This is a genomic window from Maribacter sp. PR66, assembly GCF_028464205.1.
Classification (GTDB): Bacteria; Bacteroidota; Bacteroidia; order Flavobacteriales; family Flavobacteriaceae; genus Maribacter; species Maribacter flavus.
Genome location: NZ_JAQPCH010000002.1, coordinates 168678 through 195548, shown reverse-complemented (window position 1 = coordinate 195548; position 26871 = coordinate 168678). Strand labels below are relative to the sequence as shown.

General features: G+C 43.1%; 18 protein-coding genes. 10 read left to right on the top strand and 8 right to left on the bottom strand.

All coding sequences use genetic code 11. The annotated features are described in order from the left end of the window. Positions 1-37: 37 nt before the first annotated feature. The 6 genes from PP181_RS05695 to PP181_RS05670 form a co-directional block, all read right to left on the bottom strand. Complete coding sequence (locus PP181_RS05695; protein WP_272636317.1) at positions 38-2353, bottom strand: glycoside hydrolase family 3 protein; 2316 nt, start codon at positions 2351-2353, stop codon at positions 38-40. A 20-nt stretch (positions 2354-2373) separates the two neighbouring features. Further along, positions 2374-3984, bottom strand: a complete 1611-nt coding sequence (locus PP181_RS05690) for a carboxylesterase/lipase family protein (RefSeq protein WP_272636316.1) — start codon at positions 3982-3984, stop codon at positions 2374-2376. Positions 3985-4036: 52 nt separating this feature from the next. Then, positions 4037-5404, bottom strand: coding sequence for a D-arabinono-1,4-lactone oxidase (locus PP181_RS05685; protein ID WP_272636315.1), 1368 nt, complete (start codon positions 5402-5404; stop codon positions 4037-4039). Positions 5405-5413: 9 nt separating this feature from the next. Then, a complete protein-coding gene (locus PP181_RS05680; protein ID WP_272636314.1) occupies positions 5414-6331 on the bottom strand; it encodes a sugar phosphate isomerase/epimerase family protein in 918 nt (305 codons plus the stop codon). A 46-nt stretch (positions 6332-6377) separates the two neighbouring features. Beyond that, entirely contained in the window at positions 6378-7079 is a 702-nt protein-coding gene (locus tag PP181_RS05675; RefSeq protein WP_272636313.1) for an NUDIX hydrolase, read from the bottom strand. 104 nt (positions 7080-7183) lie between these two features. Further along, a complete protein-coding gene (locus PP181_RS05670; protein ID WP_272636312.1) occupies positions 7184-10798 on the bottom strand; it encodes an alpha-L-rhamnosidase in 3615 nt (1204 codons plus the stop codon). A 178-nt stretch (positions 10799-10976) separates the two neighbouring features. On the opposite strand from PP181_RS05670, the gene PP181_RS05665 reads away from it, so the two are divergent. The 10 genes from PP181_RS05665 (at position 10977) to PP181_RS05620 (ending at position 23951) form a co-directional block, all read left to right on the top strand. Beyond that, a complete protein-coding gene (locus tag PP181_RS05665) occupies positions 10977-11999 on the top strand; it encodes a GntR family transcriptional regulator (RefSeq protein ID WP_272636310.1) in 1023 nt (340 codons plus the stop codon). 175 nt (positions 12000-12174) lie between these two features. Next, positions 12175-14280 (top strand): bifunctional aldolase/short-chain dehydrogenase, encoded by a 2106-nt coding sequence (locus tag PP181_RS05660; protein WP_272636309.1) that lies wholly within the window; start codon positions 12175-12177, stop codon positions 14278-14280. A 74-nt stretch (positions 14281-14354) separates the two neighbouring features. Then, on the top strand, positions 14355-15635 hold the full coding sequence (locus PP181_RS05655) for a TIM barrel protein (RefSeq protein ID WP_272636308.1): 1281 nt from the start codon (positions 14355-14357) through the stop codon (positions 15633-15635). Positions 15636-15638: 3 nt separating this feature from the next. Beyond that, positions 15639-17009 carry an FGGY-family carbohydrate kinase gene (locus PP181_RS05650; RefSeq protein ID WP_272636307.1) on the top strand — a complete coding sequence of 457 codons (1371 nt, stop codon included), beginning with the start codon at positions 15639-15641 and terminating at the stop codon, positions 17007-17009. Positions 17010-17015: 6 nt separating this feature from the next. After that, entirely contained in the window at positions 17016-18167 is a 1152-nt protein-coding gene (locus PP181_RS05645) for an alpha-hydroxy acid oxidase (RefSeq protein WP_272636306.1), read from the top strand. A gap of 19 nt (positions 18168-18186) precedes the next feature. Then, positions 18187-19599, top strand: coding sequence for a purine-cytosine permease family protein (locus tag PP181_RS05640; protein ID WP_272636305.1), 1413 nt, complete (start codon positions 18187-18189; stop codon positions 19597-19599). A gap of 260 nt (positions 19600-19859) precedes the next feature. Then, positions 19860-21494, top strand: coding sequence for a carboxylesterase/lipase family protein (locus PP181_RS05635; protein ID WP_272636304.1), 1635 nt, complete (start codon positions 19860-19862; stop codon positions 21492-21494). 300 nt (positions 21495-21794) lie between these two features. Next, a complete protein-coding gene (locus PP181_RS05630; RefSeq protein ID WP_272636303.1) occupies positions 21795-22373 on the top strand; it encodes a SanA/YdcF family protein in 579 nt (192 codons plus the stop codon). A 96-nt stretch (positions 22374-22469) separates the two neighbouring features. Next, a complete protein-coding gene (locus PP181_RS05625; protein WP_330072467.1) occupies positions 22470-23663 on the top strand; it encodes an NRAMP family divalent metal transporter in 1194 nt (397 codons plus the stop codon). A 96-nt stretch (positions 23664-23759) separates the two neighbouring features. Further along, positions 23760-23951 carry a hypothetical protein gene (locus tag PP181_RS05620; RefSeq protein WP_272636301.1) on the top strand — a complete coding sequence of 64 codons (192 nt, stop codon included), beginning with the start codon at positions 23760-23762 and terminating at the stop codon, positions 23949-23951. Between the two features lie 3 nt (positions 23952-23954). Here the strand turns inward: PP181_RS05620 and PP181_RS05615 are convergent, their stop codons facing one another. Continuing rightward, positions 23955-25874 carry an OmpA family protein gene (locus tag PP181_RS05615; RefSeq protein WP_272636300.1) on the bottom strand — a complete coding sequence of 640 codons (1920 nt, stop codon included), beginning with the start codon at positions 25872-25874 and terminating at the stop codon, positions 23955-23957. Positions 25875-25884: 10 nt separating this feature from the next. Further along, positions 25885-26871: a PorP/SprF family type IX secretion system membrane protein gene (locus PP181_RS05610; protein WP_272636299.1), complete on the bottom strand. Its 987-nt coding sequence runs from the start codon at positions 26869-26871 to the stop codon at positions 25885-25887.

Sequence of the window (26871 nt, the reverse complement as noted above, 5' to 3'; positions counted from 1 at the left end):
CCGGGTTCTTTTTTTGGTCAATTGGTTATTTGAATTTTTATTTATACTTCGAAACACGCTCGTCGGTAATGAGCCCATTCCAATTTAGTCCGAAGGCGAAATCATATACATTTCCAGCAGCATCCGTGTACGGCACCATATCCCTTGGTACATCCTCAAATTGGGTTTCTACCGTGGCCATATCTGCCGGTATTTGAAAAGGCAGCAATGCCGATGGTTCGGCTTCTCCTGATATGATTTCCAAAAGTGCCTGGTCCTGCACCCCAAAGCCCACTAAAATGGCATCGGACTGTTTTTCGATTTCCGAGAAGACCATGGGGTTGGTAGTATGTACCACCGTTAGCACCGGTTTGCCTTTCATGAGCGATTTTGTTCTCACTACCAATTCGGCATCGGACTTATTTGCTGTGGAAACCGATTTGTTTCGGTAGCTTCTATTCGTAAAATCTTCCAACGGGTCACCGCCTGCGATACTTTCCGCCCGAGCTTCGGTCGCCGTATAATCGCCGTATTGCAGACTTATCGGGAAGTACCCGTTACCACCCTTTTCAACATCGGCCTTATCATACCCTATTCCAGAAGAGGGACTTTCTATAAAAACCAATGCGATATCCGCAGCGTTTGGATCATCGGTCACCTCAAAATATTTTTTGACCAAATCCATGTTCACCGGATAGTCGTTGGTGGCCGGACTTTCCATACCCAAAAAATTTCGGCTTGCCGCCACGTAGCGCTTAGGCACATATACTTTCTGCTTTTCCTTCAAGGGAAGCACATTGTTCATATTTTTCAAAAGGACAATGGATTGGAGCTGTGCTTCGAATCCGGCTTTCATAAATGCCGGTTGACCTACCACTTTTTTCGTTTCCGCTGGTGTTACATACGGATTCTCAAAGACACCTACCCTAAAGATATTCCTCAAAAGACGTACTGCGGATTCTTCCATTCGTGCCCGCATTTTTTCTTCCCCATGCTCCTTTGTACCCATTTCATATGCATCCAAAATAGGTTGGGCGTTATTGTTGCCGCCAAACTGGTCCACACCGGCCATCAAGGCTTTGTAGTGAAGTTCAGCTTCGGATAGGTTTTCCAGTCCCCAAGGTTTTCCATCGATGAAATTGTCCATAACGGTATGCTCATGGGTCACGCTCCAATCCGTACAGACCACCCCATCAAATCCATATTTTCCACGTAGTAAATCCTTTATTATGTATTCATTGTAACCGTTCCCTACATTTTCACCATTCTTGGCATCCTGGTTCCAGGAAATGGTATAATAGGGCATAACCGCAGAGGCCATTTTAGTACCGCCATCTAGTTTAAAGGCACCTTCTAAAAAGGGGGTCATGTGCTCATGGAAATTATTACCTGGATATACCGCATACTTTCCTGCACCGTAGTGGGCATCACGACCCGCTTCACCTGAACCACCGCCAGGCCAATGTTTGACCATGGCATTGACACTTTCAAAACCCCAACCACCGTCTTGGGACGATTGAAATCCGTCCGTATAGGCGCGTGCCATATCGGCCGCCAATTTTGAGCTTTCGCCAAAAGTGCCATTAAAGCGTGCCCATCTGGGCTCCGTGGCAATATCGATTTGTGGCGACAATGCTGTCGTAATTCCCAAGGCCCTGTATTCCTTGGACGCGATTTCACCAAATTTCCTCACCAAATCTGGGTTAAAACTTGCTGCCATGCCCAAGGAGCTGGGCCACATGGAAATATCCCCGCCCGAAGCGGCATCGTATTCCATACGGGCCACCGTGCCGTGTCGCGGATCTGAGCTATTATTGGCCGGTATGCCCAAGCCAACACCCTCACAAAAAGCCTGTAATTTATTGTTCCATTGGGCGGCAATCTCGGGGGACTGTACCGTGGTTATAAGCACATGACGTAAATTATCGGTTTCAAGGAACTTTTTCTGCTGATCTGTTAAGTCCGAGGGATCCGTTTTTCCCTCGGTAAAGGGTTCTCCATTATAGGTACCTGAGAAATACCCATTCGGCCTTGCTGGAATCGATTGATGACCCGAGTACAACATAAGTCCAGCAATTTGTTCAACGCTCATTTTCCTGGCCAGATCCAATGCCCTTTCATCCACCGTCTGACGCCAGTCCTCATAGGAATCCAATTCCCCGTTCCTGTTTAGGTCCTTGAATGCAAAACCTTCAACTGTCAATAGTTTTATTCCAGATTCCGGCTGATAGCCCAAGGTAGCGCCCCCTGTATTTTTAATCAGGGAATAGCTGTCCACTACTTCCTCCGTAAACTTGGGAGCCGTTTCACAGCTGGCGATTACCAGTGCAAGACTGCAAAGAAACAAAGGCGATACTTTATGAAATATTTGCATACTTTATATTTTGAGTGTGGTTAAAGGCTTGATGTCAACTCAAAAAGTTCCTTATCCAATTGGGGCTTCACCTCGCAGCTGACATCAAAGTGCATGGTTGCCGTATTCTCTTCTGTGTAGGCAGGCCATTCCGGTAAATTATCCGTGTTGGGGTTTCCTGTCGTGGCGAAATTAATCCACGCCTGGCTCATCTTATCGGCCAAGGCATGTGCCTCTGCACCACCACCGGTCATTTGATTTGCCTTGTCCACCGTATTAAAAACAAAGGGTAGTTCCATACAGTGTAGTGATTTGTATTTGCCGTCAAAAACCGGAGACTGCCATGTGAACAAATACATATATACGGGGGCTCCTCCTTCTAAGCTCGATTTTCTATTCGCCTGAGCAACTGCCCCCGGACGGAACATCGTATCCACGTCCAATAGGTCCTTAGGGTCCGTGTCAATTGGATAGGCCTTTTTAACCGCAGCGATGTATTCATCGGCCTTATCCTTGTAGGTGTCCTTGATATGTTTTATAATTTCGGATTCAGAAGCGTTCAAAAACCGCATATTGGCGAATGGTGCAAATTCGTTCTTAACAGTTCCTATCATTAAAGGAATGTTCTTGGACATTTCAAAAGCTTCGTTTGAATTAACTTGAAAAGGAAGGTCCTCTCCATCCCTGCTGGGCCCCCAGTTCAGTCCAAAACCTATGACCGGCTTTCCGGAATCCTTCATTTTTCGGGCGACATTTTGTAATGCTTTGGCACTGGCATCGGCCAATACTTGGAACGGTATCTTTTGAATACTATCGATGTTGGAGGCATCCAATCCCAAAATAGAAATGGTTTCCGCCGCTATGGCCTGCGTATCTTCCTTCTCCAAAATACCGCTTCTCATGGCCCCGCTCTGGTTGATGGCCTTATGAAAAAGTCCTTTTGCCTTGGGCATGGCCATCAAGGTATTCACCTTGGCCCCACCCCCGGACTGACCGAATATGGTTACATTGTTGGGGTCGCCACCAAAATTCCCGATGTTCGCCTTTACCCATTCCAGGGCCATGACCATATCCAATATACTGTTGTTGGCGGAGTGCTTGTACTTTTCTCCATAGGCCGATAAATCCAAAAAGCCCAATACATTCAAACGGTGATTGATGGAAACCACGACCACATCCCCTTTTTTACTGAGGTTCTCCCCGTCATAGGAAGGGAGTTCATGACTTGAACCCGCCGTAAAACCACCGCCGTGAATCCAAAACATAACGGGCCTTTTTTTGCTATCCGAAATACTTGGGGTCCAAACGTTCAAACTGAGGCAATCTTCGTTGGTATAGCCCCAATCATGATCGAACACAAACTCCGATTCGTCCTGAACCGAAGTGGTAGGCGTCATCAAAGGAGCCACAGGACCGTACATGGTGGAACTGCGTACGCCTTCCCAGGATTCGGGCTTTACGGATGCTTCAAAACGTTCCGCCTTGGCATAGGGAATTCCCTTATAGGTAAAAATTCCATTTTGGATATATCCGCGAACCTTGCCGCTTTCCGTATTCGTAACGGCTACATCCTTACCCGTGGTCACTTCTTGGGCCATTGTGGCCAAAGTAGTCATTGCCAGAAACAACGCATTTAGTACTAATTTTTTCATTTTCTTCGTGTTTGAATGAACTTGGTATTCATAGAAAATCCTAGTAGGACCACTAGGAATAAATGTTCGTGTTTAAATAATCATTTTTGAATTTCCCTTCTGGGTCATGTTGCTTGGCCAATGCCAGAAAGTCGTTGAATTTGCTATACCTACTGGCTAATTTTTCCCGTGATATGGTAAAGAGTTTGCCCCAGTGTGGTCTGTAATTAAATGGCTCCAGTTCTGCCTCAATCATTTTAATAAGCGCCCCAACTTCTTCAGGGTTTTGTTTCCATGTGAAATGGATGGCCACACAATCCTGCTGATAACAAGGGCTCATCCAATAATCATCTGCCGCTATCGTACGTATTTCGGTAATCATTAATTGCGAAGAAATAAGGTCCCTCTTTTTTTCCAAAGCCAAAATCGCATCCAGTGCCTGCTCCGTGGGTACAAAAAATTCCGATTGCAATTCCTCTCCGCTACTGGGCGTAAAGCCCATTTTAAAGTGGGGCAGGCGATCGTACCAAGGTCCGGGAACTCCCATTTGGCCAGTACAGTTTTCTGCGGACAATTCCGTAATGGGGTGAAGGTTTCTAGTGGCGGCCTTTGCACCAAAATAAGTGTCGCCCAAATCCTTTACTTCTTCATCCGTTCTTCTCTTGACCCAAACCTGACTTATTTTTTGGTCTTGCCAATCTGTAAAAAGACTCACACTATATCCCCCCGATAAAATTTCCTCAAAATTTTCCTGAAGGGACTCCAAGGGCAGTTCTTGAAAAACATCCTGTCTTACCTCAAAAGTTTTCTGAATGTCCAAAGTCATCTTGGTGATGATTCCCAGGGCCCCCAAATTTACTACGGCCCCATCAAAGGCTTCATCTCCTCTTTTTAGGGAAACTAGGTCTCCTTTTGCATTGACCAATTCTAGGCCAGTGACACCTGTTGCCAAATTTCCGTTTTTCACACCCGAACCATGGGTAGCTGTGGCACAGGCTCCAGCAACTGAAATGTGTGGTAAGGAAGCTAGATTATGCAGGGCATATCCTTTGTCATGAAGTTCCGGGGCAAAATCCCCATACTTGGCCCCAGCACCGACGGTAACCGTCATGTTTTCCTCATCCAATTCCAGAACCCCTTTAAGGTTTTCTGTCGAAATTTGGTTCAAGGGGCTATCTGCAATATTGTTGAAACAATGCTTGGACCCCAAGGCTTTTTGAGCGCCCAATTCCTTCACTAGTTTTTGAACCTCCTCAGCCGTTTTTGGAACATGAAGTTTTTCCGCTTTATAAGTATAATTGCCGGCCCAGTTTTTACGGATAGGATCCAAAGGCAAATCTTCGGACAATTTGGCCTTTTCCATTTTACAGGAAGCCAAAGGATTAATAGCGGTAACCGCGGCAAAAGCCGCGGTGGTTTTGATGAATGTTTTACGTTTCATGTTCGGTGTTTATTCAAATCCGAACTTCTTCAAGCCCTCATGGCTGATTTTAATGGCTTCCAGCGGTTTAAGTCCGTCAAAGGTCATATCCTGTTCTACCATATAATACTCCATACCAGACAGCTCCTTTTTCGCTAAAATCCTACCGAAATCAATGGTTCCCTCACCTACGGGCGCAAATCTGCCCTGGTCGTCCATATCCTTTACGTGCCATAATTTGAATCGGCCCGGATATTTCTCAAAATACGCTACAGGGTCCGCACCTGCTTTGGTCACCCAATACAGGTCCATTTGGAAGTTTACAAATTCCGGGTTACAGTTTTCCAAGAGATAGTCAATCATAACCACATCGTTATCTCCTTTTTTGAACTCGAAATCATGGTTGTGATACAACAGTTTAAGACCTGCCGCATTCGCCTTTTCGCCCAGGGTGTCCAAAATATCGGCCAATTCTTGGGCCGTACCTTTCATGCCCATAGTCCTATCTTCCATATTGAAGGTAAACATTCCCATTGGGGGAACGGGCACCACAAAGTATTCAAAACCGGCCGCCTTGACATCGGCCATCATCTGATCGGCATTCTCCAATGTAACGGAACCTTGATGCGTACTTACCGGGGTCAAACCTACCTCGGCCAAATAAGCCTTGAAATCCGCTGGGGACATATCATAAAATTTCCCATCGGCATAACTTGCGGCCTCGATATTTTTATAGCCGGCATCGGCCACCGCCTTGAGGGTGGTTTTGGCATCGGTCCCCATGTCTTCCCGAACGGTATAAAGGGCCAATCCACCAAAAACAGTCTCTTCCTCCACTACAGTCGCTGGAGTCTCCGTTGCCTCACTTGCCTTATCGGCTTTTTCCTTACAGGAAAAGACCAACCCAGCCGCAACCAATACAAATACATTTAAGATTATTTTTTTCATGTTCATGTTGTTACTAATTATCGATTTATGTTTAAACTCAAAATGCTTATTTGAAACTGTATAAGTAAGGTGCCTTATGCGCCTTTCCTTGAAACAGTTTTTCGTGCCTTACCAGTATTTCCATGGACAGCATTTTTCGTTGAAAAGTGGTACGACGTATTTTTTCGCCCAAAATGGCCTCGTATACCTCCTGCAATTGCCGCATGGTGAACTTTTGGGGCAGCAGGTTGGTACCAACGATTTTTCGATCCAGATTAACGCGTAGGACTTCAAGCGCCTTATCCACCATCTCCTTGTGATCCATCATCAGTGGAGGCAGTTCGTCAATGGAATACCAGTTGATACTATCCGAAAGTTCATCGGGCCTTAGACTCACCTCCTCATAATTGATCAAGGCGTAATAGCCTATGGAAAGAAATCTGCCCAACATCCATTGGTGTTGCTCCAAATCCAGGTTGTTTTCGGTAAGGATCTTTTCCATGATCTTTGGGTCCGACCTTTCCAAACTTCCAAAGGTGTAAAACTGCTCCAAGTAAATATCCTGTAATCCCGTACGCTGACTGACGCCGTTTTTTACGGCATCGTCCAGACTTTGGTCCATTTTGACAAAGCCCCCCGGCAATGCAAAATAGCCGGTATTGTGGTATTCCAACACAAGGATTTTCAGCTGGCTACCATTAAACCCGAATATGACGGAATCATATGACACATTCTGAATATAATCCCGCTTTTCTTTTGAACTACTCAAATTCAACACTTTAAAAATCCCAAAGTATCAAATAACGAACAAAACGAACAGAAAACAAAGCATTATTGTAACAAAATGAGACAATAATTGCAAATAGCCTCTAATTACTCACGCATCTCAATTGCATATGTACCGGAAACCAATTCCAATCGAACCGGTCCAAATTCGTCATTGGATACTACAGAGACTCCCTTGGCCTTTTTAACTTTCTTACCGTTTATGGTGACTTTCTGGACAGCATCCGTATCCAAAATGAGGGTCGCACGTGTATTTGCCGGTACCGTGGCTGTATAGTCCCAACCGCCCTCTACCCATTTCCAAGCACTCTCGATGCGCCCGTACATGCTATCATAATATCCATTGGCAAAGGTCATTTTCTTATCCGGATCCGGGGTAGGTTGAAGTATGAAATTTTTAAAACCGGGGGTATCCTCATCTCGTTGTATGCCCAGAGAATAATTGTACATCCAGGCCGCAACCGCCCCAAAGGAATAATGGTTGAAAGAGTTCATGCTATTGTTTCCACCAAAGCCGTTCTCAACCGTATAGGAATTGAGCCGTTCCCATATGGTAGTGGCGCCGTTCCTTACCGAATACAACCATGATGGATAGGACGTTTGTTGTAGTAGTCGATACGCTATTTCACTTTTTCCATTTTCAGATAATGCAGGGTTCAAGGAAGCGGTTCCAATAAAACCGGTCATCAAGGAATACTCCGGACGTACGATGCCCAGTTCATCTTCATTGGTTCTTTGGATGGTTGACACCAAGTTGGAAACGGCCCTTTCCTTATTCGTTTCGTTCAAAACACCCATTCCCAAAGGAATGGCGTACGATGCCTGCGTGTCCACAAAATCGCCCGCCTTTTTTCGTTTGTCCTCGGGCAACGGAGGACCAAAACGCATGCTTTGATTCCCAAGGTGCAATGACTTGCCCGTTTCACTATCCACATAGGTTTCGTTGAAGAATTTCTTGCGTTCCTCATATTTCTCTTGGAAGGTTTCGGCATCCGCTTCTTTGCCGAGCAACGTGGCGGTTTTTGCCAATATTTCCAAATCTCGCAGGTGGTAGGCGGTCCAAAAGGCCGTATCCTCGTTTTTGAATCCTTCCGGACTCAACCAATCGCCCAAGGGACCTTCATTGATAACTCCGGTTTCCGGGTTTATTTTTGAACTTAAAAAAGCTTCGTACCGTTTCATGGCATCATAATGTTCTGCCAATAAAGCCAAATCCCCGTATTGCTGATATACTTCCCAAGCAACTATGATACCGGCACTTCCCCAAAGGGTCCCGCCAAAACCACCGCCCACAGGGGCTACATCGGTAAAACGTCCATCGGCACGCTGGATATCGCGCATGGCCAGCAAATGCCTGTCCAAAAATGGCCCTACATCCGCCAAAAAGGTCGATGCCTTAGAAAACACGTTGATGTCCCCACTCCAACCCATACGCTCATTTCTAGCGGGGGTATCTGTGGGAATGGACAAGAAATTCCCTCGTAAGGACCATGTGATATTTTCCCAGAGTTTGTTCACCAATTCATTGGAGGTTTCATATTCCGAAGAAAGACTATCTATAGAACTGATGACCAATCCTTTAATATTCTCCATAGGCACTGGGGCATCCACCCCAGTTATCTCTAAAAACCGAAAGCCGTGGAAGGTAAAACGAGGTCTTATTGTTTCCTCCCCACCCTTTCGTATGTAGATATCCTGTGTGAGGGCGGCCCTAATATTCTCCAACATGACCATACCCACATTAGGGTCATATTCCCTTAAATCAGGATACTTGACCTCGGCATAGCGCAAGGTAATGGTGTCTCCAGCCCGTCCCGGTGGAAGTTTAATTTCTGGAAAACCGACCATATTTTGGTTCATGTCATATACATACACCCCAGGCCTTACTTCTTCCATAGACACGGGTGCCAATTCTTTTACTATAGAAGCATTTTCCCCAATTTGACCAATTATTTCAAGGTTTTCATATGTTAAACCATCGTCTGGATATGTGGTACCTTCCAACGCGACCTCCTTTACAGGTTTCCATGATGCATCATCAAAACCGGTTGTAGACCAGCCTTCGATGGAAGATTCCTTGGTCGCGTCATATACCTCCCCTTGGAAAAAACTACCATATTGAATTGGCCCGTCTGTAAATAGTTTCCAATCGATATTGCTGGTGACCATCTTTTCAGTTCCATCCTCATAGGTAATGATCAATTGGGCTAGTAGCGATTGCCTATCACCAAAAAAGTTCCAATGCTCCCCGCTATAGGTAATATTTCCACTCCACCAACCCTCACTCAACCAGGCACCTAAAGCATTTTCCTTTCCCACCATATCCGTGACATCGTAGGTCTGGTACATGTGGGTCTTGTTGTATTGGGTCAACCCGGGATTGAAATAATCCTGTCCTACTCGCTCCCCGTTCAGGTACATTTCATAAATACCTCTGGCCGTAACGTACAATCTTGCCTTGGCTACTTTTTTATCCGCTAAATCGAAAGTGGTTCTAAGCATAGGCGCGGAATTTCTGCTGGGGTCGGCCACAATCAAATTTCCATCCTTTCCTCCCGAAATGGATATGCCATTTGGCTTTATAACGAGATCGGCATTATTTTCCATGGCTTTCTTAAAAATACCGTCGTACGATCCAGCATCCGCTAAATCCTCTGAAAACAATGCGTTTGATGGCGCCCTAAAGTTTTTGATTTGGAGATTTGAAAAAAAGGCTTGTTGACCTTCCCCTACATAAAAGCCGATATCCGCCACCATTGGAAAACTAATGTAATTGTTACCTGATCCCACGGGATTTAAGTTTATGCCTTGCGGAGCAAAACGATTAGCATTTGCATTAGGGTCCTTGGTTATTTCATTTTGATCTTCCTTTCCGTTCAGAAATATTTTGAATATTCCAAAGTTACACTCAGTGTAAACCCAGTGTTTTTCAAACTTATTTTCTTGATTGATCAACTTCAATGGTATGTCATAGGTTCGAAAAGGCACTTCATTGCTATCGTTAGTGGCATACCCCACCCTGTAAACATTGAATTTTGCCAAGCCAGACTCGGTACCGTCCACTTCGGCGATATCCAATTCAAAGCGAATATAACTTTTGTCCTTACCGGATGCCACCCCTTGAATATTCATATCGCTATCCATTAGGCGCCTATCATTGGCCCCAAAAACAAAAGATGCTTTTATGCTCTTGGATTTTTTATCCAATTGCATCCCATACTCCAACTTAAAGACGGACAAATAATGGGAGTACAGTACCATATCTTCATCCCCTCCCCCGATCCACTGGGCATTGTTCCACTCGCTGGAATTTGGATCAGGGTCCATCAAGCCCGTTTCGAACCATGAAGCATTGGTAGAAACGTTATCATCCTGGTCCCATATTGAGAGGTTCCATGTATATCTTGTCCTTGGTTGTAATTTTTGTCCTTCATAAGGTATTGCCAGCGAACTATTGCTATTGACTTTTCCACTATCCCAGAACAACTCACCGCCTTCTGAACGTACCTTTATCTGATATCCCTTTTGAAATTGACCAATTTCGTCTTGTTCCGTTTCCATTTGCCACCCAAACCGAGGAATCTCTACATCAATGCCCAAGGGGGTGGGCAAATATTCCACTGTGAGCTCTTTGGTAGGTGTTTGGGCAATTACAATTGTCGTTGATATAAACAATGTAACAAGCGATAGTATCCTTTTCAAAATATTCAATTTTAATTTTCGAGTCTTCAATCTCTTAGTTCAAACTTGGTGAAGAATTTGTGCGGAAATATATTCCTTAATTTAAAAACAACCGTTACGTACTGTTAGGTATATATTATAAAAGTTAAGAGATATCACTTCCCTAATTTAGTATATTCGAAAATATTTATACCCTTCCATGCTACATCTCATTGACATAATTGAAGATTCCAAAGTTCCCAAATACAAACAGATCATTAATTCCCTGTTTGCGGCTATTGAAAATGGCGACATCAAAAAGAACGATAAGCTGCCATCGGTCAATGAACTTTTGATAGAGTTCGATATTTCAAGGGATACCATCGTAAGGGCCTATGACTATCTGAAAAAAATGGAGCTCATAGAATCCGTTCCCGGTAAAGGTTATTACATCAAGAAAGATGACTTGGTCCTTAAGGCCAAGGTCTTTTTGTTGTTCAATAAGCTAAGCGCCCATAAGAAAATCATCTACGATGCCTTTGCCAGGGAATTAGGGGATAGCGCCACCATTGATTTCTTTATTTACGACAATAATTACAGGCAGTTCAAGAATTTGATCGAGGCCAGCAAATCTAGGGAATACACGCACTATGCCATCATTTGCCATTTTGAGGAAGGCGGTGAGGACCTCATCAATTTTATAAAGACCCATATTCCATCGGAAAAATTAGTCATTCTTGATAAACGCGTAGAACAGTTAGGTGATTCCGTAGGGTGTATCTACCAGGATTTTGAGAAGAATATTTACGAAGCCCTTGCCGAACTGAATCCGCAATTGAAAAAGTACAAACAGATCAAATTACTCTTGCGCAAACGCACCTACCATCCTATCGAAATAAAGAATGGCTTTATAAAATTCTGCGGACAATATGCCTATGACTTTAAAATTATGGAGGAAATAGAGAATGAAATCATTGAAAAGGATACGGCATACATAAATCTTATGGAAAACGATTTGGTGATCCTCATAAAAAAAATAAAGGAAACTAATATTGAACTGGGCAAGGATGTGGGCATCATTTCCTATAACGATACGCCATTAAAGGAAATCCTTTTGGACGGTATCACGGTAATTTCCACAAATTTTGAACAATTGGGAAAAGAAGCGGCGAAACTCGTCATCAATAAGCAAAAACGCCAAAAGGAAAATCCATTTTACGTCATTCTTAGAAAGTCATTGTAACACTAAAAAAAAGCAACAGAACAGTTCGGAACAGGTTTGACAACCGATTTATGTAATCTTGTAATCATTACATTTAGGTACTGTGCTGGAAAAAATCCTTTCTTTGGTTAAAGAGATAGGTACAAAGGTGTAAGGCTAAAAAACGATAATAATACCTGTACTAAAAAAAGTTTTAATGATTGCACATACGAAAAATTTTAAATACGTGGACTACCTCTGGGATGATGAGAAAGCGGCCGCTTTAGGGGACGATCAGGTTGGCTTGTTTCTTTATCGATCAAATATTTTGGGTGCGGATCTACGAATTACCAATTATGGAGGTGGAAACACAAGCTGTAAGACCATAGAAAAGGACCCATTGACCAATGAGGATGTGGAAGTCATGTGGATCAAAGGTTCCGGTGGGGATATAGGAACCTTGACCAAGGCCGGAATCGCCGGTCTTTATACGGAAAGACTTCGTAATCTAAAAAACGTGTACGGCGGTTTGGAAGATGAGGATCGCATGGTGGGCCTCTTCAATCATTGTATTTATGATTTGGATAGCAGGGCACCTTCTATTGACACCCCTTTGCACGGGCTATTACCCTTTAAACACATAGATCACTTGCACCCTGATGCCCTTATTGCCGTGGCGGCCGCAAAGGATAGTGAAAAAGTTACGAAAGAAATTTGGGGAGATACCATGGGATGGGTACCATGGCAACGACCTGGTTTTGACCTGGGACTTCAGTTGGAAAAATGTTTGAACGATAACCCAGGCATTCGTGGTATTGTATTGGGTAGCCACGGATTGTTCACTTGGGGCGATACTTCCTATGATTGTTACATGAATAGCTTGGAGGTAATAGAAATGGCCTCTGAATTTATCGAAAAGAAAATCAAGGAGAATGGAAGTGTTTTCGGCGGACAAAAAGTGACCTCATTACCCGAAAAAGAACGAAAAGAAAAAGCAGCGCAATTAATGCCTTTATTAAGAGGGCTTTGTTCTTCTGAAGCTAGAATGATCGGTCATTTTAATGATAGTGATGTTGTTCTAGAATACATCAATAGTAACGACTTGGAACGATTGGCACCTATGGGTACCTCCTGCCCCGATCATTTCTTGAGAACGAAAATCCAACCTTTGGTGCTAGATTTGGATGTGAACGAAGACACGTACGATTCCGATGCATTATTGAAAAAATTGGAACCTGCATTCGAAAAATATCGTGAGGAATACAAAGAGTACTACGAAAATTGCAAACGGCCCAATAGTCCGGCCATGCGGGACCCTAATCCGGTCATAATCATTTACCCGGGAGTGGGCATGTTCAGTTTTGCCAAAAACAAACAGACTACTAGGGTCGCCAATGAATTTTATGTAAATGCCATTAACGTCATGCGAGGCGCAGAGGCCATTACGGAGTACACTTCCTTACCAAGACAGGAAGCATTTGACATTGAGTATTGGTTGTTGGAAGAGGCTAAATTACAGCGTATGCCCAAGGAAAAGCCACTTTCAAGAAAAGTAGCTCTAGTTACCGGTGCGGGTGGAGGAATAGGCAAGGCAATCGCCGATAAATTGGCCCAAGAAGGCGCCAATGTAATTCTAAGTGATATTGCCGAAGATCGTTTACAGGAAGCTGTAGAAACGTATCCAAGGGATGTCGCTAGTTATGCGGTGTGCGACGTAACAAAAACGGAATCCATTGAAGATGCCTATAAAAAAGCCTGTTTGGAGTTTGGAGGAATTGACATTGTAATTCATAGCGCTGGCTTGGCAATTTCAAAACCCTTGACCGAAACGACCGAAAAAGATTGGGACCTCCTTCAAAATGTATTGGTAAAAGGTCAGTTTGAATTGGCCAAACAAGGGGTAGCCATCATGAGACAGCAAGGACTAGGTGGGGATATCATCAATATAGCAAGTAAAAATGGATTGGTTTCAGGCCCCAACAATGTTGGTTATGGAACCGCCAAAGCGGCACAACAACACATGTCTAGATTACTGGCGGCAGAATTGGCCTCCGATAAGATTAGGGTAAATGTCGTGAATCCGGATGGTGTCATCGTTGGTAGTAAGATATGGGAAGGAGAATGGGCCGAAGGACGCGCCAAGGCCTATGGTATTACAGTGGACGAACTTCCCGCACATTATGCCAAAAGAAACCTACTCAATGAAATTATCTACCCAGAGGACATTGCCAATGGGGTTTTTGCCCTAGTCGGCATATTGGACAAATCCACTGGAAACATTATCAATGTTGATGGGGGTATGGCCAATGCATTTGTAAGATAATCGTGTTAATTTTAAGTTGAGGGGAATCTCCACAAGCATTTTGCTTGTGGAATTTCTCTATTTAATGAAAAGGTATGATAGTAAACAAATCAGATATAGCATCGGATAATCAAAAATCACTTCAAGACCATCAAGATAAATTTGATTTTTTGTCCAATTCTTTGGCAAAATCAGAAATTAATGTAGATGATCTTGTAAATAAACTGGCCGACTTCCAAGTGGCCATTCCCAGCTGGGCCTTGGGTGCAGGAGGAACGCGCTTTGGCCGTTTTTCCTATGGCGGAGAGCCAGGTACTTTGGAACAAAAGATGGACGATGTAGGAGTCATCCACTCGTTGACCCAAACAGCTGGAGCCATATCGCTTCATATTCCTTGGGACATACCAACAGACTATGAAGCCATCAAACAAAAAGCAGCCCAACACGACCTTAACTTCGATGCGGTAAATTCAAACACTTTTCAAGATCAAAAAGATGCCAAGGAAAGTTACAGAAATGGTTCACTAAGCAACACTAGTGACGCTGCAAGGGAACAAGCGGTACAACATAATATCGATGTTATTGAAATAGGTGAAAAATTAGGATCTAAAAGCCTAACGGTTTGGTTGGCCGATGGCATCAATTTCCCGGGACAGGGCAACTTTCAATCGGCACTTCAACATACGGAGGATAGCTTAAAAAAGATATACAATTCCATGCCAGAAGACTGGAGTCTTTTTATCGAATACAAACCCTATGAGCCGAACTTCTACAGTACAGTAATTCAAGACTGGGGTACTTCGTTTATGTTGGCCAATGCTTGTGGCGATAGGGCGTATACCTTGGTGGATTTGGGGCATCATCTGCCCAATACCAATATAGAACAAATTGTGGCGACACTAATGCTAAAGGGAAAATTGGGAGGTTTTCACTTTAACGATAGTAAATATGGGGATGATGATCTTACCGTAGGCTCCATTAAGCCTTATGCCCTTTTCCTTATCTTCAATGAACTGGTGCAAGGAATGCAGCACAATCCCCAAAATCCCTATCCGGCTTGGATGATAGATGCTAGCCATAATATCAAAGATCCACTTGAGGACTTGATACAATCCCTGGAAGCCATTCAGGAAGCCTATGCCAAAGCAATGCTCATTGACCAAAACAAACTAATGGAAGCCCAAGCAGCAAATGACGTCACCCTTTGCCAAGAGATAATTCAATCTGCCTATAGGACCGATGTAAGACCAATATTGGAAAAAGCTCGATTGGAACGTGGAGGGGCACTGTCCCCTATAAAGGCCTATCGAAACTTAAAAGTAAGGGAAACATTGATAAAAGAAAGAGGTCTCCATTCTGTAGCATCGGGTCTTTAAGATATGCAGAACGTAACGGCCATATTTGACATTGGTAAGACCAATAAAAAGTTTTTCCTTTTCGACGCCAATTTTCAGGAGGTGTACCGGGAATATACTTCGTTCGATACCATAGAAGATGAGGACGGTCATCCTACGGAAAACTTACCTGCACTTCAAAAATGGCTAAAAAATGTTTTTGACAGCATACTTAACGAAGGGAAGTTCAATGTAATCGCCATAAATTTCTCAACCTATGGTGCCAGTTTGGTGCATTTGGACGAAAATGGGGAAGTGCTTACCCTTTTGTATAATTACACCAAACCCTTGGAAAACCAGATAATTGAATCGTTTTTTGAAAAATACGGTCCAGAAGATGAATTTGCAGCCATTACCGGATCCACAAATTCAGGGATGCTGAATTCCGGGATGCAACTTTATTGGCTGAAAACCAAAAAACCGGACCTTTTTAAAAAAATTAGATACTCTCTACATCTTCCTCAGTATATCAGTTACGTTTTTACGGGAATTCCACTAAGCGAATATACCAGTATTGGTTGCCATACAGCTTTATGGGATTATTCTAAAAAAGACTATCACTCTTGGGTTTATGCAGAAGGTCTTCATAAAATATTCCCTCCTATCGTTTCCACGGAGACCAGTATCAATATGAACTATAATGGAAAACGTATTAAAATTGGTGTTGGCATCCATGATAGTTCCGCAGCTTTGCTCCCTTATGTTCGTAGTATAGAGAAGAAGTTTGTATTGGTTTCTACAGGCACATGGAGCATTACATTAAATCCCTTTGAACATGGGGTATTATCTAAAACTGAAGTAAAGCAGGATTGCATCAATTATATGCGGATCAATGGAAAGCCAGTGAAATCCACCCGATTGTTTTTAGGAAACGAGTATAGTCATCAGGTTAAAATTCTAACGGAGCATTACCAAGTTTCCGAAGATTATCACACCTCGGTTGCATTTGATATGGAATTATATCTGAAGTTAAAAAAAGATTTTCAGCACAGGTTTTCATGGAAGGCTTTAAACAGTCCTGAAATGCCTACTAAAACCATACTTAACTATGATACTTTTGAAGAGGCCTACCACCAATTGATGATGGAATTGGTAGAACTGCAAGTAAAAAGTATAAAAATGGCCCAAGGGGCTATGAGTATCAAAAGACTATATATCGATGGTGGATTCAGCGATAATGAAATTTATATTCAGTTGTTATCCGATGCCTTAAAAGATATGAAACTCAGAACGACGGATTCCTCCTTAGGATCAGCTTTGGGAGCAGCCATCGCAATTTCTGATGTGAAATTAAATTCCAAGTTTTTAAAGACTAATTACTCGTTAAAAAAACACGTACCTTTTATTACCAAATAAAAAGCCATGTCCAAAAATTTTGACTCAAATTATCCCTCGGTAGACGATTTAAGAAACAAAGCTAAATCTAGGGTCCCTAGGTTTGCTTTTGAATATTTGGACGGAGGCTGTAACGAGGATGTAAGTTTGGCAAGAAATACCAACGATATCCGGGAGGTGCAGTTAGAACCCAGATATTTACAAAATTATGGTACCAGCTCCACCAAGACCAAGGTGTTGGGAATGGAATTCGACGCACCTTTTGGGATTGCTCCAGTTGGATTACAGGGTTTGATGTGGCCCAACTCACCGGCCATTTTGGCAAAAGCAGCCTTCAAACACAACATTCCCTTCATTTTAAGTACGGTAACTACGATGAACATTGAAAGAGCGAGTGAGTTGACCGAAGGTAATGCCTGGTTTCAGTTATACAACCCCGTAGATGATGCCATAAGGGACGATATCATTAATAGGGCACAAGTGGCAGGTTGTCCAGTTTTGGTATTACTCTGTGATGTCCCTACCTTTGGGTTCAGGCCCCGTGATTTTAAGAACGGTCTTGCCCTACCTCCAAAAATGTCCATCGCCAATATCCTACAAATTTTGGGAAAACCTACTTGGGCATTCAATACCTTAAAATACGGACAACCCACCTTCGAAAACTTAAAACCATATACGCCAGAAGGGCTGAATTTAAAACAATTAGGGGCTTTTATGGACAAGACCTTTTCCGGCAGGCTCAATGCAGAAAAAATAAAACCCATACGTGACAAATGGAAGGGAAAATTGGTATTGAAAGGAGTGGCCTCGGAGCGGGATACCCAAGATGCCATTAAAATGGGCTTTGATGGAATCATCCTCTCCAATCATGGTGGGAGGCAATTGGATGCCGCACAATCCACCATTGGAACCCTACAGGACGTTGCCGACAAATATGGTAACCAAATAGAAATTATGCTGGATAGCGGCCTACGTTCAGGACCGGATATCGCACGTGTCATGGCTAGTGGTGCTAAATTCACCTTTATGGGTCGTTCCTTTATGTACGGCGTAGGTGCACTGGGTCCAAAGGGCGGCGACCATACCATAGGTATGCTCAAAACCCAATTTCAACAGGTGATGGATCAGTTATGCTGCGAAAAGGTCGAGGATTTACCAAACCATCTCATTAAACAATAACCAACCTAAACAATATTTCATGAGTCAGTTCAACATTGAGGAAGAAATCGAGGAAATCGCTGGCGGTGAGTTTGAAAGGGAACCCGTACCTCAATCCAAATTAAAAAACTGGAAAAGCTTTTTGGGCATGTATGCTGGGGAGCACGCCGCTGGAACCGAATTTGTAATCGGACCCTTGTTCCTTACTACCGGGGTCAGTGCCTTTGACCTCATCATTGGCCTATTGCTGGGAAACCTGATGGCCGTATTGAGCTGGCGATTCCTTACTTCGGAAATAGCTGTTAAAAGAAGATTGACCCTCTATTATCAGCTAGAAAAAATCTGTGGCAAAAAACTTGTCATTGCCTACAATTTGGCCAACGGTATTCTTTTCTGCTTTTTGGCAGGGTCTATGATTACCGTTTCGGCAACGGCGGTGGGCATCCCTTTTGATATGGAAATGCCAAAACTGACGGATACCATGCCCAACGGCATCACTTGGATAGTCATTGTAATGATTATTGGGGCAGTCATCTCCTTAATCGCCTCCAAGGGTTACGAAATGGTTTCAAGGGCCGCAAACTGGATGTCACCCGTAATTGTCCTCGCATTTTTAGTGTGTGGTTTTGTGGCACTCCAGCAATTGGGTGTACAAAGTTTTTCTGATTTTTGGAATATATGGGGCGATGGCGGTGACCCATTTCCCGGCCAAATCAAATATACTTTCTGGCATGTGTTCTTTTGGTCCTGGTTTGCGAATGCGGCCATGCACATAGGTATGTCCGACCTATCCGTTTTTCGCTATGCAAAAAAGGCAAGTTCTGGATGGACCTCCGCTGCCGGTATGTATGTAGGGCATTACATGGCTTGGATTGCCGCAGCACTACTATATGCGGTCTACATTAGGACTCCCGAAGCACAAAATTTATTGAATATGGGCGAGGCACCCTCCGTCGCACCAGGTCCCTTGGCCTATAATGCCATTGGGGTATTTGGAATCATAGCCGTAGTACTTGCCGGATGGACGACGGCCAACCCTACCATTTACCGGGCAGGATTGGCATTTCAGGCCATAATGCCCAAAACATCTACATTTTGGGTGACCATTTTGGCCGGTACCGTAGCGACACTGGCTGGCCTTTTCCCTGCCTTCGCCATGAAACTATTGGATTTCGTTGCTTTTTGTGGATTTGTACTCGCTCCCGTAGGTGCCATCATCGTTTTTGAACATTTCTTCCATGAAAGAATGGGCATCGTCCAGGATTATGCCGAAAAGTCGAATTTGCAGTTTAATAAATCGGTGTTACTGGCATGGGCCATAAGCTTTGGGGTATTCTATTTTATATCCGTACAATTTGATGTGTTCCTGTCCTTTGTAACCTTACCTGCTTGGATTTGTTGTGGAATTTTGTTCCTGCTATTAAGTAAAAGGACGCAAAGAGCCATTGGTTAGAAGAAAATTTAAGGAGCTTTGAAAGTTTCCAATAATAAAATTATCAGGAAACAACAGGGTTGTTCCACAGTTTTTTGGACGATGAGACCCCAAAGGTTTTAAAAACCTTTAGGGTCTCAGTATCTTTCTTTTAGGATATTGGTAGTGTATTTCGTAAGTATTACGAAGTACTATTAACCATTATTTTTCAGGATATTAGGATATTCTCAAATAAACGATGTATTATTGTATCATATTGAGACAATAGAAAAATTAGAATCATGAAAAAATATATCCTGCCACTTTTCGTGTTGTTCGCATCTATAAATTTACTTATGGCCCAAGAAACAAACTCCTTTCCGGTTCAAGTATCGATAGAAAACGGAATCATCGAAGGAAATTATGATACCCATTCCGGAATTCAGCGCTATTTTGGTATCCCATTCGCCCAGCCTCCTGTTGGAGACCTGCGATGGAAAGCGCCCCAACCTGTTAAAAACTGGGAAGGCGTTAAGGAAACAAAAGCTTTTGGCCCTAGGCCGATGCAGACCATGGTCTTTGGGGATATGAAATCCCGTTCCAACGGGGTAAGCGAGGATTGTCTCTACCTAAACGTATGGACGCCTGCAAAAAGAGATACCAAAAACCTTCCGGTTTTGGTCTATTTTTTCGGCGGTGGAAACGTGGCAGGTGATGCTTCCGAACCCCGTTATGACGGGGAAAGCATGGCCAAAAAAGGAATTGTTGTGGTTACTACCAATTACCGACTCAATATTTTTGGTTTTCTTGCCCATCCGGAACTTAGTGCGGAAGCCAACTACAAGGCCTCTGGCAACTATGGCCTTTTAGATCAACATGCAGCCCTAAAATGGGTACAAAAAAACATAGCCGCTTTTGGTGGAGACCTAAATCACGTAACAATTGCAGGGGAATCTGCTGGATCCATAGGCGTAAGCCAACAAATGGCCTCTCCCCTATCCAAAGGGTTGATTGCCGGTGCCATTGGCGAAAGCGGAGCAGGAATACATCCCACCATGGCACCCGTTTCTTTGGAAGAGGCGGAAAAAATCGGTTTGGAGTTTGCAGAAAAAATAGGCTATCCAACATTGGCGGAATTACGGAGTTTGAGTACCCGCGAAGTGTACGAACTTTATAATGAATCCCAAAGATTTGGCTTTCCAGCGGTGCTTGACGGGTATTTTCTTCCTAAAACGCTCCCAGAAATCTTTGAAAATGAGGAACAAGCCATGGTTCCCCTACTATTGGGATGGAACTCAGCGGAAATTCCTGGAATGGCATTTACACAAGGGCCATACACTGTAGAAAACTATACCAACAAAGTAAAGGAGGCCTATCCAAAAGACGTTAAAAAGGTAATGGAACTTTATCCTGCCGGTTCGGAGAAAGAAATAGAACTATCCGCCACGGCATTGGCCTCCGATCGTTTTATTTCCTACAGTACCTGGAAATGGTTCGATTTACACCGAAAAAATAGCGACCAGCCGGTATATCGCTATCTCTATAGCAAACTTAGGCCACCATTAGTGGACAATACCAGAGCCAGTAGTTTGGCAGGCGGTACCGTAGAAAGAGGTGAGGATGTCCCCCCGGCACCAAAACCAGTGGGTGCACCCCATGCCTGTGAAATTGAGTATTGTATGGGGAACTTGTATTTGGTGGATGACTATGCCTGGACAGCTGATGATTTTAAGGTTTCCGCCGATATGCAGAATTACTTTGCAAACTTTATAAAAACAGGCAACCCCAATGGCGAAGGTTTACCGCAATGGGACGCGGCCACTGGAAAGGACAATACCCCACCGGTAATGGTCATAGATACAGAGAGTAAGTTGATCAACGCTAAAACTGATGCTCGTTATGAATTTCTCGATCAAGAGTATAGTAATAAAAATTAGAAATCTTTGGACCTTTTATAATGTTTAGATTAATAAAACTATAGTACTTAACGTAGTTCCCTTTGACAATCTTTAAGGTGGCGTTATCACTTTCGCCCTCTTGATTTTGACATTTCAGCATTTACTGCTATTGTATCGAGGGAATTTCGTAATTCTATAACCAAAAGGAGTTGGCTTCAAAAGAATACCTATTTTTGATAGTACCAATATTTCTTTACATTGATAAAGCATCTATATTCAGGTATAAGGAAAAGATTTTTACCCATTCTAATCTTTTTTGCGGGCATTATACTTTTATCCTTGATAGTCTGTAATATCCTGATCAATTCCTTTGCGGAGGGAAAAACGTATTCTAATCTTACGTCCATTCCTAAAAATAAAGTAGGAATAATTTTAGGTACTGCCAAGAACATCAAAGGGGGTGGTTCCAATCCATATTATGAATACCGACTGAAGGCAATCGTTTCCCTCTTTAAAGCCAAGAAAATTGAATTTATATTGGTAAGTGGGGATAACGGCAGTATTTACTACAATGAGCCTACTACCATAAAAAATGACCTAGTATCATCTGGTGTCCCAGCCGATAAAATTTTCCTGGACTATGCAGGTTTTCGCACTCTGGATTCCATGGTAAGGGCCAAGGAGGTTTTTGGACTAGATGATGTTACTGTAATCTCACAAAAATTTCATAATGAACGGGCTATATACATAGCCCACAAAAATGAGTTGAACGCCATAGGATTCAATGCCAAGGACATCTCTTTGGAATCCGGTTTAAAAGTACAATTAAGGGAATACTTTGCCCGTGTAAAGGTCTTTATAGATTTGGCCCTTAACACCCGACCTAAATTTTCAGGGGATAAAATTAAAATCGAATGATTACATTCGTTTTAAAATAATTTTGGGTTCTTTTCATTCATGGGGACATTTCGAATTTTGATCAAGAATCTTGGGCCAGGCTTACTTTTTGCCAGCATGGCGATAGGCACATCACATTTGGTACTTTCCACAAAGGCAGGTGCACAATATGGTTGGATTATGATCATCCCTATCGTTTTGGCCAATGTACTCAAATATCCCTTTTTTGAATTTGGCGTTCGTTATACGAGCATAACCAACAAAACCCTTATTGAAGGGTATTTGAACCGAGGCAAAGGCTATCTATGGTTTTATGCTTTTATCACGCTCTTTTCCACGTTTACCATTTTGGCAGCCCTTTACACGGTTACTGCCGGACTCTTTATAAATCTTTTTAAGATGCAAGGTATTTCCATAAGTATGGTGGCCCTTGGTCTCTTTGTGTTTATTAGTACTATACTAATTGTTGGGAAATACAAATTTTTGGAAATAAGCCTGAAATTTGTAATCAGCATTCTTTTTGTGGCTCTTATCGTAACTACGGCCCTTGTCCTTTTTAATGGGAAGACCACTGCAATCGTTGGTTTTGAACCCACACCTATTTTAAACGAGGTGGGTATCCTTTTTTTGATAGGTCTTATGGGGTGGATGCCTACCACTGTAGAGGCGTCCAGTTGGGTAAGTCTTTGGAGTATTGAAAAATGGAAGACCCAGGACAAGCCAAGCCTAAGGGAGTCCCTTCAAGAATTTAATCTTGGCTATTTTTTCACAGGCCTCCTCGCCATTTTCTTTATGCTCATCGGTTGGTTTACCCTGTATGGTACCAATACCGTATTAAGTGACAATTCGGTACAGTTTGCGGACCAAGTAGTACAACTGTTCACTACGCATATAGGCCCTTGGGCCTATATTTTCATTGCCGTATCCGCATTTGCTACCATGTTCAGTACGTGTATGACGGCCCATGATGCCGTCAGCCGTGTTAGTTTGGACATATTGGACTTGTTGCTTCCTAAACAAACCACTAGGCAAACCAAACTGAATTTTGCGGTAACAGTACTTGTATTAGCCGTTGTAAATTATATTGTGATTTCGGTTTTTTCAGCAAACATGGGGAATTTGGTGGCGCTGGCCACATTTGTATCCTTTGTGGTGGCACCCATCATTGGCTACATGAACTTGAAAAACGTAATGAGCGCCGATATCGACCCACGCTTTAGACCTGGTAGTGCCCTTCGTCTCCTAACCTATTTGGGCATTCTATTTCTTTCGCTTTTTTCCCTTTACTACTTCTGGATCGTGATTTTTTAAAACCACCTGGACCCTTTTAAATAGGAGTGTTTTGGGACGATTTGCGATTGATCCTTGATTTTTAGAACTTTGCACCTGACAAATGCAAAAGAAATCATGAAGCTTATTTCCATTAGAAGAAGAACAAAAAAAGAAAGAAGGTACACTCAAAAGATGGGCGTTCTTTACACCGATGTGACCTACATTAAAAAATACGCCGTAGGTATTCCCTTTAAGACACTCCGAAAATACAGAGGTACCTACTACGGTAAAATAAAGGATTGTGACGATTGCGTATTGGCGAACTAAGCCCTAATTACTTACTACCTCGATCAAAGTCCGTTCGTTCTGTTTGTGAAGGAAGTCCAAGCAATACACCCCATTGGTACAGTTGTTCTTGATGTTTTCCTCACCATATCCTATGGATTCCAAAATGGTTTCGGAAGGGACGCCATTGCTTACCAAATAATCACGAACGACATCCGATCTTTCCTGTGACAACTTTTGGTTGGTGGCATTACTGCCCCTACTGTCCGTATGGGTCTCTATGCGTAACTTAATATCGGGAAAGTTTTGTACCGCTTCCACTACCTTGTCCAGCTCCATGGTAATTTCGGGGGTCAAGGTGCTATTGCCTTTGGGGAAATAAAACTTTTTAAGTCGTACGACCTTTTTACCTTCAGTCTCCTCCACCAGGTCTTCCAATTGAAGTAAGCTTATGCTATATGGGCTTTTTTGGATTTCTTCCAATTGCTTACCAGAATAGGATTTTGAATATGCGGAAAACTCCCCTTTTCCAGATTGTACCGTGATTTCATCCTGCCAAGGTATTTCTACTGTAAAATCGCCATTTTCCGCACTATACAATTCCTTTAAGACATTCCCTTCATTGTCCAATAGTTTGATCTGTGCCTTGCCGATTCCTTGGTTGGAGGAAGCGTCCACCACAGTTCCTCGGAGAGCAAACGTCTTAAGTCCGGGCATAGCATCCATGCGAAAGGCATAGATATCGTCACCACCCTTTCCACCGGGTCTATTGGAGGCCAAATACCCCATATACGTATCGTTTTCCTGTTTGATGATGAACCCAAAATCGTCTTCCTTGGAATTGATACCCTCGCCCAGATTTACGGGTATGCCGTATACATCCCGACTTTGGATTCTGGATTTATAGACATCCATACCCCCCAGGCCATAAAAAACATCGGAAGAAAAATAAAGACTGCCGTCAAAAATGAAAGGCGCGATTTCGTTCCCAGGAGAATTGACCCGGGGACCCAGATTCACAGGTGCCGACATTACCTGGCCGTTGTTCGTGGATACGTAATAGAGATCTGTACCTCCATAACTATCATCAAAATTCGCGGCAAAATAGAGTCGGTCCGTTGCATCATCAAAAAAAGGATAATAGAATGATGTACTTAGGTTCTTTAGCAAAAACCTGAACTGCCCAGAGTTATAGGACATCCCCATCGCGAGTGAATTTTTCCCGTTTTCATCATAGGTCAACTCTCCTTCTTCAGCATTGGACAAAATATAAAAGAGTCTTTCGTTTTCCTCGGAATAAAAAGGTGTGGATTTATGGAACTTGGAATCGGGCACTTGATCGAACAACTGTACAACTCCTGTTTTACCGGTATCGCTTATGGCAACTTCATAAATATCCAAATATGATTCTCCAGACGGCACGTACACGCCTTTTGACTTTAAAGGCCTGCTGCTGCTGAACAAAAGCTTGTTTTTGTAAAAGGCGGGTGAAAAATCGGTCTGTGGAGAATTGATGGGCAGGTTGACAAGGTTTACGGTATTGGCATTATTGGCACCCATTTCCAGTATTTGAAAATTGAACTCCGCATTTTCCATCAATTCATTGGATAACACCGGGGATTTTGAGCGAAGGAAGGTCTGTACGCGCTCCTTGTTGGAAGTTTTTGACAAGCTTTGCAATAATTGGTTGAATTGAAGCACGGTCATTATGGAGTCCTTTTTATTGACTTCCTGATAGATTTCCGATGCATTTTTATAATTCCCAACCTTAAAATAGGAATCGGCCAAATTCAACAATTGCGAATTGCTCAAGGAACCTTTTTGTTGTTCTTTTTGGTATTCTGTTATCGCCTTTTGATATTGATATCCGTAGAAATAATTATCGCCCTTGGAATTTTTGCCCTGCGAAAATAATAAGCTGGGAAGGGCAATGAATAACAAGAAAATATATGTTGTAACCTTCATATTCTTCATATTAGAAAAATCTTGGAGAATCAATTTGTTTGGGTTTACCCTTGGCACCTTTCGATTCCTTATCGGCGGAGCCACCAGAACCTCTTCCCAGATAGAACTTAATTATGACCTCGTGGGAACCGCTGTTGAACTCCCCCAACGGATTGGTATTGTAATCGTACGAATATCCAATAAATGTACCATTGGAAATTTGGAAGCCTGCCAAGCCACTGAATGCATTGTCCAACCGATACGAAGCGCCCACGGTGAGTACATCACTTATTAAGAAATTAGTGGATAAATTAATATTCACCGGAGCTCCGGACAAGGTATTGACCAAAAATGCCGGTTTAAATTTGAGTCCGTCCGAAAGGTCAAAAACATAGCCCCCAATAAAGTTGAACTGTAGCTTGTCCTCTACGATGGAGGCCACGTCATCATTATAAATGCCCTCCGTTAGAAAATTGGGTACCGATGCTCCCAGATACCATTGATCTGCATACATGAACAGACCGGCCCCTATAGTGGGATAAAATCTGGTTATTTGCTCCTGATTTAAAGGTTCACCGGGGTTTTCAAAGGTTCCTTTGGAAAAATCGACATTCAGAAAAGAGCCGCCCGCATCCATTCCAAAAGACAATTTTGTCTCGTCTGATAGATTTACCTGATAGGAATAGGATAGGTCCGCATAGGTCTGGGTCACAGGTCCGATCTGATCATTGACCACATTGAATCCCAGCCCCATCGTTTCGTTGCTCAAGGGAAGGTTCGTACCAATCCTAATCGTTCGAGGTGCACCGGGAATATCGATCCATTGTGCGCGGTACAAGGCAGCGATTTCCGGTGTTTCAACGGTCCCCACGTACGCCGGATTGAAACTCCCAATATTATACATATACTGGGTGTACTGCGGTTCCTTTTGACCGAAAACCGTATTTGAAACGAGAAATACACCTAGGACGAACCCAAGGATACTACCGAATGTTGATCTGTTCTTTAGGTATTCCAT